The sequence below is a fragment of the Corallococcus praedator genome (genome assembly GCF_003612125.1).
Classification (GTDB): Bacteria; Myxococcota; Myxococcia; order Myxococcales; family Myxococcaceae; genus Corallococcus; species Corallococcus praedator.
This window is the reverse complement of sequence record NZ_RAWI01000325.1, coordinates 1-10875: the sequence shown is the minus strand read 5'-3', so window position 1 is coordinate 10875 and position 10875 is coordinate 1. Positions and strand designations below refer to the sequence as shown.

Genomic DNA, 10875 nt, shown 5'->3' with positions numbered 1-10875 from the left:
GGGGGACCGGGTGGGCGTGTGCCTGGAGCGCACGCACCGGCTGCCGGTGGCCCTGCTGGGCGTGCTGAAGGCGGGCGCGGCGTACGTGCCGTTGGATCCCCACTTCCCGCGTGAGCGGCTGGCGCTGATGGCCGAGGACGCGGGGCTGCGCCTCACACTCACCGAGCAGGGCTGCGAGGCGCGCCTGGGCCCGGAGGCGGGGACCCTGTGGCGCCTGGACGCGCAGGCGCAGGACGTGCGGGACGCGGGCGTCGAACGTGTGCCGGGCCCGCTCGGGATGGACGAGGCCTACGTCCTCTACACGTCGGGCTCCACCGGCCGGCCCAAGGGCGTGAGCGTGCACCACGCGGCGCTGGAGAACTTCCTTGCGTCCATGGAGGAGGCCCCGGGGCTGTCCGCAGACGACGTGCTGGCGGCCGTCACGACGTTGTCCTTCGACATCGCGGGGCTGGAGCTGTACCTGCCGCTCCGGGTGGGCGCGCGCATCGAGCTGTGCACGCGCGACGAGGCCCGGGATGCATCGCGGCTCGCGGAGCGGCTGGAGCGCGCGGGCGCGACGGTGATGCAGGCCACCCCGACGGCGTGGCGGATGTTGTTGGAGGCGGGCTGGACGAACCCGCGACGGATGACGGCGCTGTGCGGCGGCGAGCCCCTTCCGTCCGATCTCGCCGCGAGGCTCGTCGCCACGGGCGGGGCGCTGTGGAACCTCTACGGCCCCACGGAGACGACGGTCTGGTCCACGGTGGCGCGGGTGCGGCCCGGGGACGCGCGGCTGACGGTGGGCCGGCCCGTCCTCAACACCCCGGTGTACGTGCTCGACGCGTGCATGGAACCGGTGCCTCCCGGCGTGTGCGGCGAGATCTACATCGGGGGCGTGGGCGTGGCGCGAGGCTACGTGGGGCGCGCCGCGCTCACGGCCGAGCGCTTCGTGCCGGATCCCTTCAGCGCCACGCCGGGCGCGCGGCTGTATGCCACGGGGGATGTCGGGTGCCTGCGCGCCGACGGGATGCTGGAGGTTCGCGGGCGCGAGGACTCGCAGGTGAAGGTGCGGGGACACCGCATCGAAACGGGCGAGGTGGAGGCCGCGCTCCGGGCCGTTCCCGACGTGCGGGACGCGGCGGTCGCGGTGCGCGATGCGGCTTCAGGCGCGGCGCGGCTGGTGGGGTACGTGGTGGCGCGGCAGGGGGCCTCGCTGTCGCCGGAAGCACTCCGTGAGGCGCTGGAGGCCCGGCTGCCCGAGTACATGGTGCCGTCCGTCTTCGTCGTGCTGCCCGCGCTGCCGACGACGCTGAACGGCAAGGTGGATCGCAAGGCGCTCCCGGAGCCGCCGGTGGAGCGCACGAAGGGGAGGGCGCCGTCGGGTCCCCGCGAGCAGTGGGTGGCGCGCGTGTTCGCGGAGGTGCTCGGCCGGACGTCGGTGGGCGCGGACGACAGCTTCTTCTCGCTGGGAGGCGACTCCGTCGCGGCCATGCGGCTCGTGTCCCGGCTGCGGCGGGAGGGCTTCGCGTCCTCGCCGAAGCAGCTCTTCGAGCACCCCACGGTGGCCGCGTTCGCCGAGCAGCTGGTGCCGCTGGAGCCCGGGCCCGCAGGGGGGATTCAGCCCGAGGACGCCGTGCGGCTCTCGCCCGGGGAGTCCGCCCCGCTCACCTCCATGCAGCGAGGCATGCTCTTCCGGGCGCTGTTCTCGCCCGCCTCGCGTGACTACTTCGAGCAGGTGGGAGGCCTGCTGCCCGCGGCGCTGGACGTGGACGCGTTCCGGTCCGCGTGGACGGCGGCCGTGGAGCGACACGCGGCGCTCCGCACGGTGTTTGTCCTGGACGACGCCGGAGCGCCGGCCCAGCGGGTCGTCGAAGGGTTCAAGGCCGACTCTGGAAGCGGGGATGGGGCGGCGGTGTCCGACGCCGACTGGCGCCGCTTCCTGGAAGAGGATCTGCAGCGGGGCTTCGTGCTGGAGGAGGGGCCGCTGTTCCGGCTGGCCTTGTCCCGGGCCCCCACGGGCGGCTGGCGCTTCGCGCTGTCCTTTCACCACGCCATCCTGGATGGCTGGAGCCTGGGCCTGCTGCTGTCGGAAGTGGCGGAGCACCATGACGCCGTGCTCGCGGGGAGGACGCCCGTGTTCGCGGCGTCGCCGGACTTCCGTCACTTCGTGCGCCACGAGCGGGAGCAGGACCTGGCGCCCGCGCGGGCCCTGTGGACGGAGGCCCTCCGGGGCTTCGACTCACCCACGCCGCTGCCCCACGGTGGGCCGGATGTCACCGTGGCGTCCGAGGAGCCCCGCTACGCCCGCCACGTCGTGAGCGTGGACGCCCGCGAGACCGAAGCCCTCCAGGGCTTCTGCGCGCGCCACGGGCTGACGTTGAGCACGCTGGTGCAGGCGGGCTGGGGGCTCGTGCTCGCACGACACGCGGGGGCGACGGAGGCCGTGTTCGGCTCGCTGGTGTCGGGGCGCTCCGCTCCCGTCGCGCGGGTGACGGAGCTGGTGGGCCTGCTCATCAACACGCTGCCGGTCCGCGTCCGTGTGACGGCCGGACAGCCCGTGCTCCCGTGGCTGCGCGAGCTGCAACGCGAGCAGGCCGAGCTGCGCGAGCACGAACTCGTGCCGCTGGAGCAGGTGCAGCGCTGGAGCGAGGTGGGGGCCGGGCGGCTCCTCTTCGAGAGCGTGCTCGTGGTGGACCCCTGGCCCCTGCGTGGCGGCGAGCGGGGCGTCTTCGCCGCGGGCGTCGAGGAGCTGGGCCCGCCGCGCACGGGCTTCCCGCTGCACCTGGCCGTCTACCCCGGCGCGTCGCTGGGGCTGGCGCTCACCTACGACGCGAATCGCCTGGGCGCGCAGGCCGTGGCCCGGCTCGCGGGCAGCCTGCGCACGGTCCTCGCCGCGATGGTGGAGGGGCCGGAGCAGCGCGTGGGCCGGCTGTCGCTGCTCGGGGTGGAGGAGCGACAGCAACTGCTGCGCGCATGGAATCCCACGGAGCACGTGTTCGAGCACCCGTCTGCGCTGCACGTGCCGTTCGAACAGCAGGCCGCGCGCACGCCTTCGGCCATCGCCCTGGAGCTGGAGGGGGAGTCGATGACGTACGCGGCGCTCGACGCGCGGGCGAACCTGCTGGCGCACCGGCTGCGCGCACAGGGCGTGGGGCCGGAGGCGCTGGTGGGCGTCTTCCTGGAGCGCTCGCTCGACATGGTGGTGGGCCTGTACGGCATCCTCAAGGCGGGCGGAGCCTACCTGCCGCTGGAGCCTGGACTGCCTGCGGAGCGCCTGCGCCAGATGGTGGAGGACGCGCGTCCCCGGGTCACCCTCACGAGCCGCGCCCTGGCGGAGCGGCTGCCGGAAGGCGCGGGCACCGCGTTGGTGCTCGACGACGACGCGTGGACCTCCGGGCTCGAACCCTCCGCCGCCACACGGCCTCCTCCGGGCGGCGCGGAGCTGGACCATCCCGCGTACTGCATCTTCACGTCGGGTTCGACGGGGCGGCCCAAGGGCGCGCTCGTCACCCACCGCGGCATCCACAACCGCATCGCCTGGATGCAGGCGGCCTACGGGATGGGGCCTGACGACCGCGTCCTCCAGAAGACGCCCTTCGGCTTCGACGTGTCCGTCTGGGAGTTCTTCTGGCCGCTCGCGGTGGGAGCCCGGCTGGTGGTGGCGCGCCCTGGCGGACATCAGGATCCCGCCTACCTCGTGCGGACCCTGGCCTCCGCGCGCATCACCACGGTGCACTTCGTGCCGTCCATGCTCCAGTTCTTCCTGGAGGCGCCAGGGCTGGAGGCGCTGGACGGCCTGACGCGCGTCTTCTGCAGCGGCGAGGCACTGCCGGGCGTCCTCCAGCGCCGCTGCATCGAGCGGCTCCCGCGCGCGACGCTGTACAACCTCTACGGCCCCACCGAGGCGTCCGTGGACGTGTCCCACTGGACATGCAGGCCCGGGGACGCGCGGCCCACCGTGCCCATCGGCTTCCCCGTCTTCAACACGCGACTTCACGTGCTGGACGCGGACCTCAACCTGCTGCCCACCGGCGCGCTGGGCGAGCTGTTCATCGGGGGCGTGCAGTTGGGGCGCGGCTACCTGAACCGGCCCGCGCTGACGGCCGAGCGCTTCATCCCCGACCCCTGCGCGACGGAGCCGGGGGCGCGGCTGTACCGCACGGGAGACCTGGCGCGGCGGCTGGAGGACGGCTCGCTGGAGTACGTGGGCCGCGTCGACCGTCAGGTGAAGGTGCGCGGCTTCCGCATCGAGCTGGGGGAGATCGAAGCGGTGCTCCTGGGCCTGCCCGACGTGGCCGAGGCCGCGGTGGAGGTGCGCGCGGCGCCGGGCGGGGAGGCGCTGCTCGCCGCCTACGTCGCGCCGCTGGGAGGCCGTGCCCCGGCGGACTGGGGAGAGACGCTGCGCGCGGGCCTCGCGCGAGTGCTGCCCGGGTACATGGTGCCGGGTCGCTTCGCGGTGATGGAGCGGCTGCCGCTCACGCCCAGCGGCAAGGTGGACCGGCGCGCGCTGCCGGCCCTGTCGGACGCGGCCACGGGCCCGGACATCGCGCGCCTCGCGCCCCGGAACGCGCGCGAGGCGGTGCTGGTGGACCTCTTCGAGCACGTGCTGGGTGTCACGGGCGTGGGGGCGACGAGTGACTTCTTCCAGCTCGGCGGCCACTCCATGCTCGTGCTGCGGCTGCTGGCGCGGATGGAGTCGGCCTTCGGGGTGCGGCTCCCGCTCGCCACGCTCTTCCAGACGAGCACGGTGGAGGGGCTCGCGCGCGCCGTGGAGACGGCCGGCGGCGAGCAGGGCGTGCTGGTGCCCCTGGGCGGCGAGGGCGACGGGCCTCCGCTGTTCCTCGTGCACCCGGTGGGCGGCAACGTCCTGTGCTACCGCGCGCTCGGCGAAAGGCTCACGGGCCGCCGCCTCTACGCCTTCCAGTCCCAGGGCGTCACCGGCGCCAGGCCGGACCTGACGGTGGAGGCCATGGCCACTCGGTACGTGCGCGAGCTGCGTCGGGTGCGGCCCTCGGGCCCCTACCACCTCTTCGGCTGGTCCATGGGCGGCGTCATCGCCTTCGAGATGGCCCGGCAGCTCGAAGCGGCGGGGGAGTCCGTGGGCGAGCTGTGCCTGCTGGACGCGACGCTGGAGGGCTTCGAGCAACCGCTCGGGCCCGGTGACGACGCGGCGCTGCTGGGCGCCTTCGCGGTGGACCTGGGGTTGCCGGAGGCGTCCGTGGCGTCGCTCGCCCACGGTGGAAGCCTGCTGGAGCTGCTGCGCGCCGCGCGCGACGGTGGCGTGCTGCCCGAGGACGCCCCCCTGGAGACGCTGGAGCGGCTGTACGCCGTGTTCCGCGCCAACCTGGAGGCGCTGCACGCCTACCGCCCCGGGGACTACGCGGGGTCGCTGACGCTGCTGGCCGGGGCGGAGGGCGGCATCCGGGATGCCTCTTCACAGGACTGGGGCTGGGCCCGCGTCGCGCGAGGCGGCGTGCGGACGCTGCTCGTTCCCGGCAACCACTACGAACTGCTTCAGCCGTCGCATGTGCAGGCGGTGGGCAACGCCCTGCGGGCGCTGCTCGAAGGCCAACTGGCCCCCACCCACGAAAGGAACCCAAGGTCATGAACTTCTACCCGAAGCACCTCTTCCCCTTCACGCAGGAGCTGGAGGCGAACTACCCGGCCATCCGCGCGGAGGCGGAGCGGCAGATCGAAGCCCGGTTCAAGCCGTACGCCTATTCGGACGTGTACACGGCGGGGTGGACCACGCTGGATTTGCTGTACCACGACAACCGTCTGGACGTGCGCAACCGCCCGCGCTTCACCGTGTCCGACTGCACGGATCCGCTCCAGCTCTTCGGCGTGCTGCTGGGCGATCCCACCTCGTTCGGTTCGCGACTGCTCCAGGCCCGCCTGGGCGAGGAGACGATGCGGGAGCTGTCCACGTACACCTCGCCGCACGACTGCACGCCCTCGATGATCGACCGGCTGGTGGCCGGGATGAACGCGGTGGTGGCGGACCCCGAATTCTTCGTGGTGAACCAGCGGCAGCTCACCCTGGATGACCGCGCGCCGCACTCGCGCGAGCGGTTGGCGAAGCTGCTGGCCGCGGGCCAGCTGGTGCAGCGGGAGGGGCACTTCGCGCTGGGGAACGTGGACGGCGACGAGGCCCGGGACGCGCTGCGCTGGCTCCACGTCGCGGTGCTGGAGGAGGCCGTCTACCCCAGCTTCCTGAAGAAGGGCGGCATCACGGAGTTCCGCGACGTGACGGAAGCGTGTCCGGTGACGACGTCCATCGTGAAGCGGATTCCCGGCCTGCGCAGCGTGTGGTTCTCCTGCCTCGCACCCGGCTCGCACATCCTGGCGCACACAGGCAACGACGCCACGATGCTCCGCTGCCACCTGGGGCTCATCGTCCCGGGTGACGCGGTGATGGCCGTGGGGTCGCACCGCGTGTCGCCCAACGACTTCAAGGACGTGGACCGCCTCCTGCCGCTGGTGGCCGCGGACAACGACAGCCTGCCGGCGCGGCTGCTGCGCGAGGCGCTGTCGGAGGCGGAGATCCGCACGCTCAGGGGCTTCTCCTCGCTCACTCGGACGGACAACCCGGACGGGGCCTGGAAGGCCCTGTGGGCCGTCGCGGAGGCGCTCAACGTGCGCATCGAGCAGCCGGGCTTCTGCCTGCCGTACCGGGACGCGACCCCGCATCCCGCCTCGCCCGTCTTCGACGAAACCTTCGCCCGGCTCCAGGCGCAGGGCGTGCTCACGGCGAAGGGGGAGGCCTCGCCCTCGGCCCTGGCGTCGGAGTCCGGTCGCGAGGAGCTGCACTACCTCAACACGCTCTTCTTCATCGAGCGCGCGTTCCCGGAGTTCCTCGCCAAGTCGCCGCGCGTGCGGCGCGAATTCATCTCCTGGGAGGAGGGCCGCTGCTTCGTCTTCGACGACACCCAGTACCACGAGGTGTGGCAGCGCTCGGATCGCAACCGGGTCATCCTGAACGTGGACGTGGACCGCGGCACCTACGCATGAGGGCGCGTGTTGCGCGGTCCCCGGCCCAGGTGTGTGGGGACCGCGCGCGCGCCGGAAGGGAACGGACGTGACGCGGGTGGCGTGGCGCAGACGCTGTTGGCTGGGCGGGCTCTGGCTCGCGCTGGCGGTGCCGGTCCAGGCGGCGGAAGGCCCGCGCGTGCCCGCCGTCTTCCGGGCGGCGCGCACGGACGGGGCCGTGGTGGTGGACGGGGTGCTGGACGAAGCCGCGTGGGCCGCCGCGCCGGTGTACTCGGACTTCGTGCAGAGCTTCCCCGAGCCTGGCGCCGCGCCCGGGGAGCGCACGGAGGTGCGCATCCTCCATGACGAGCGCAACCTCTACGTGGGCATCACCGCCTATGACAGGCAGCCCGCGCTCATCCGCCGGAGCCTGGGCCGCCGCGACGCCATCCCGCCTTCCGACCGGGTGACGGTGATGGTGGACAGCCTGAAGGACAGGGCCACCGCCTACGTCTTCTCCATCAACGCGGGGGGGACGCTGGAGGACGCGCGCCTCACCGAGGACACCACCGAGGCGAAGGACTGGGACGCCGTCTGGGAGGGGGAGGCCACCGTCACGCAAGAAGGCTGGACGGCGGAGTTGCGCGTACCCCTGTCCGTCCTGCGCTTCCCGGAGGCGCCGTTGCAGACGTGGGGCTTCCACGTCCGCAGGCAGATGGCCCGGACGCACGAGCAGGTGGACTCCACCGTCATCCCGCGCGAGGCCAACGCGCTCGTGTCGCGCTTCGCGGACTTCCAGGGGCTGGAGGGCGTGCGCCATCAGCGCGGGCTCCTGCTGACGCCCTACGTGGCCAGCCGCCTCACCGCGAGCCGCGACGCGGTGCCGCTGGGCGGAGCCTCCACGCTGGAGCCGTCCGCGGACGTGGGCCTGGACTTCCAGGCCGCGCTCGCCAGCGACCTGTCGCTCACGGGCACGTTCAACCCGGACTTCGGCCAGGTGGAGGCGGACGAGCTGCTGGTGAACCTGGGTACCTCGGAGGTCTTCTTCCCGGAGAAGCGCCCCTTCTTCCTGGAGGGGCTGGAGCTGTTCCAGCCGGTGGGCGCGCAGGCGGGGCGCTCCGCGCAGACGCTCTTCTATTCGCGGCGCGTGGGACTGGATCAACCGCTGCTGGGCGCGGTGAAGCTGGTGGGCACCGTGAGCGACGGCGTGCAGGTGGGGCTGCTCGACGCTGTCTCCCTGGGCGTCCCGGCGCTGGGGACTGCTCCGGGGCGGGGCTACCGCTTCCAGTGGGCGCGCCCGCTGCACTTCGCCTCCCAGGCCACGCTGCCGCGCGTGGTGCCACCGCCCATGAACTCGCTCGCGGGCGTGCTGCGCGCGGAGGTGGCGGAGGGACAGCAACTGGGGTTGATGGTGACGGCGGCGACCCCGCTGTCCTCGCGCTGTCAGGGAACGCCGCTGCCGGAGGATCCGCCGTGCGTCGTGCGCGGGGGCCAGGCCGCGGCGGCGGACTTCCGGCTGCGCACGACGGATGGTGTCTTCGCGCTGTCCGGGCAGGTGGACGCCTCGCGGGTGACGGGCGGCGGCCCCGAGGGCGTGCTGCTGCGGGATGGGACGCGGCTGCGCGCTGGGGACCTGGGGTTCGGGGCCTACCTGCGCGGCGGGAAGCTGGGCGGCGAGCCGTGGCGCACGACGCTGACGTACGAGTACGAGTCGCCCACGTTGGATCTGAACGCGTCTGGCTTCCAGCCGCTCCAGAACCAGCAGAAGGTGTCGGCCCACGTGCAGTACGGGCGCGGCTCGCGGTGGGGAATCTTCCCCGAGCTGTGGCTGGGCGTGCGGGGGCAGGGCGGCTGGTCCACGGACGCGCGGGGGCTGCCGCTGTCGCGCGGGCTGGACCTGACGCTGGAGGCGGTGCTGCCGGACTTCAGCACCCTGAACTGCGAGGCGGGCGTGGAGACCCATCGCCGCGACCTGCGGGAGATTCCGGGGCGGGGGTTGGCCTACGAACTGCCGGACTTCGGCTACGCCACCTGCGCGCTGGAGACGGATCCGCTGCGTCCGCTGGCCTTCACGCTGGAGGGCTACGTGGACCGCACGTCGCGCAACGGCGTCTCGCCGGGGCGCGTGGGCAAGTCCGCGAGCGCGGGGCTGTCGTGGCGCCCGATGCCCCGACTCCAGACGGACGTGGCCGTGTCGTATGAAGCCACGCAGGACGGTCCGCGCTGGACGGGGGAGACGGAGGATGGACGGCTGCTCTTCGCGGAGCTGGTGCCGCGCTTCCTGACGCTGACGCTCAAGCAGCTCGTCGTCGTGACGCCCCGGCTGACGTTGCAGGCGCGGGTGCAGTTGCTCACGGGGCTTGGCCCCTATGGTCCCTTCTACGCGACGCGGATCCCAGAGGACGGGACGGTGCGGCTGCGAGACCTCCAGCCGGTGACGGGCGTGGAGGACCCCAGCTTCCACACGGCGGCGCTCAACGTGAACGTGGTGGCGCGCTGGGAGTACCACGTGGGCTCCACGCTCTACTTCATCTACTCGCGGGCGCAGGAGGAGCCGCTGCTGGAGGGAGCGGACGCGGCCCGAAGCTCGCTCCCGCCGCACGGGCTCGGGCTGGGACCGCGCTCGGACACGGTGCTGCTGAAGGCGAGCTACGCATGGTGAGCGCGCGCCGTTGGGCTGGAGCCACGCGATGAGCACGCGCCGCCAGGCCGGAGTCCACATGGATCACGCGCGCCGTTGGGCTGGAGCCACGCGATGAGCACGCGCCGCCAGGCCGGAGTCCGCATGGTGCGCGCGCGCCGTTGGGCCGGGGTCCTCGCGATGAGCACGCTGCCGGACTGGAGCCACGCGATGAGCACGCGCCGCCGGGCCGGAGTCCGCATGGAACACGCGCGCCGTTGGGCTGGAGCCACGCGATGAGCACGCGCCGCCAGGCCGGAGTCCACATGGAGTACGCGCGCCGTTGGGCCGGGGTCCTCGCGGTGCTGGTGACGGTGCTGGGGGCCGCGTGGGTGGCGCGCCGCCCGGTGGAGCCGCGCCCGGAGGACGCCGCGCCTGAAGCGTTCTCGGAAGCGCGCGCGCTGCCGCTGTTGCACGCCCTGGCGCAAGCGCCGCGCCCCCTGGGCTCACCCGCGGCGCAACGCGCGGTGACGCTGCTGGTGGAGCGGCTGCGGGCGCTGCCGGGCGTGGAGGTGCAGGTGCAGGACGCGGAGGCCACCGTGGTGGACGAGGGAACGCTCGTCCTCTTCCGCGCGGTGAACGTGCTGGCGCGGCTGCCCGGCACGGAGCCGGACGCGGTGCTCCTGTCCGCGCACTACGACAGCCCGGAGGAGAGCCCGGGGGCGGGGGACAACGCGCTGGCGGTGTCCGCGGGAGTGGAGGTGCTGCGAGCCTTGAGCGCGGGGCCGCGTCCGCGCCACACGGTGCTGCTCAACCTCAACGGAGGGGAGGAGGACGGCCGTCTGGGCGCGGCGGGCTTCCTGCGCCATCCCTGGGCGCGCGGCGTGAAGGCGTTCATCAACCTGGAGGGCGTCGGTGTCGGCGGCCGGCTGGTCCTCTTCCGCGCGAGCCCTGGCGCCCGGGGGTTGCTGGACGCGTACGCGGACGCGGTGCCAGACCCGAGCGCGTCCGTGCTGGGGCAGGACGTGATGGCGAGCGGCGCGGCGCCCTTCTACACGGACTTCGAGCGCTACGTGGAGGGCGGCCTTCCGGGACTCGACCTGGCGCTGGTGGAGGGCGGCTACGCGTACCACACGGCGTTGGATGGGCCGCAGGCCGTGCCCCCCGGCACCCTCCAGCACGTCGGGGACACGGTGCTGGCGCTGGTGCGAAGGCTCGCGTCGCGACCGCTGCCGGCCCCCGAGCCCGGTCCAGCAACCGCGACCTTCTTCGACGTGCTCGGCGTCGCGACGGTGGTGTATCCGCCC

4 protein-coding genes are annotated in these 10875 nt (G+C 73.4%); all 4 read left to right on the top strand.

The window, feature by feature from the left end; translation table 11 throughout:
- Positions 1-10 precede the first annotated feature (10 nt).
- The gene (locus tag D7Y13_RS30940; RefSeq protein ID WP_120630861.1) at positions 11-5587 is read left to right on the top strand and encodes a non-ribosomal peptide synthetase; all 5577 of its coding nucleotides are present in this window, start codon (positions 11-13) and stop codon (positions 5585-5587) included.
- Positions 5584-6990 carry an aspartyl/asparaginyl beta-hydroxylase domain-containing protein gene (locus D7Y13_RS45950; RefSeq protein WP_120584607.1) on the top strand — a complete coding sequence of 469 codons (1407 nt, stop codon included), beginning with the start codon at positions 5584-5586 and terminating at the stop codon, positions 6988-6990. Before D7Y13_RS30940 ends, D7Y13_RS45950 begins: the two co-directional genes overlap by 4 nt.
- 67 nt (positions 6991-7057) lie before the next feature.
- Positions 7058-9610 carry a DUF5916 domain-containing protein gene (locus D7Y13_RS30930; RefSeq protein WP_147452527.1) on the top strand — a complete coding sequence of 851 codons (2553 nt, stop codon included), beginning with the start codon at positions 7058-7060 and terminating at the stop codon, positions 9608-9610.
- Between the two features lie 254 nt (positions 9611-9864).
- Positions 9865-10875 (top strand): M28 family peptidase (locus D7Y13_RS30925; protein ID WP_120630860.1); only part of this gene is annotated, 1011 nt, incomplete at its 3' end.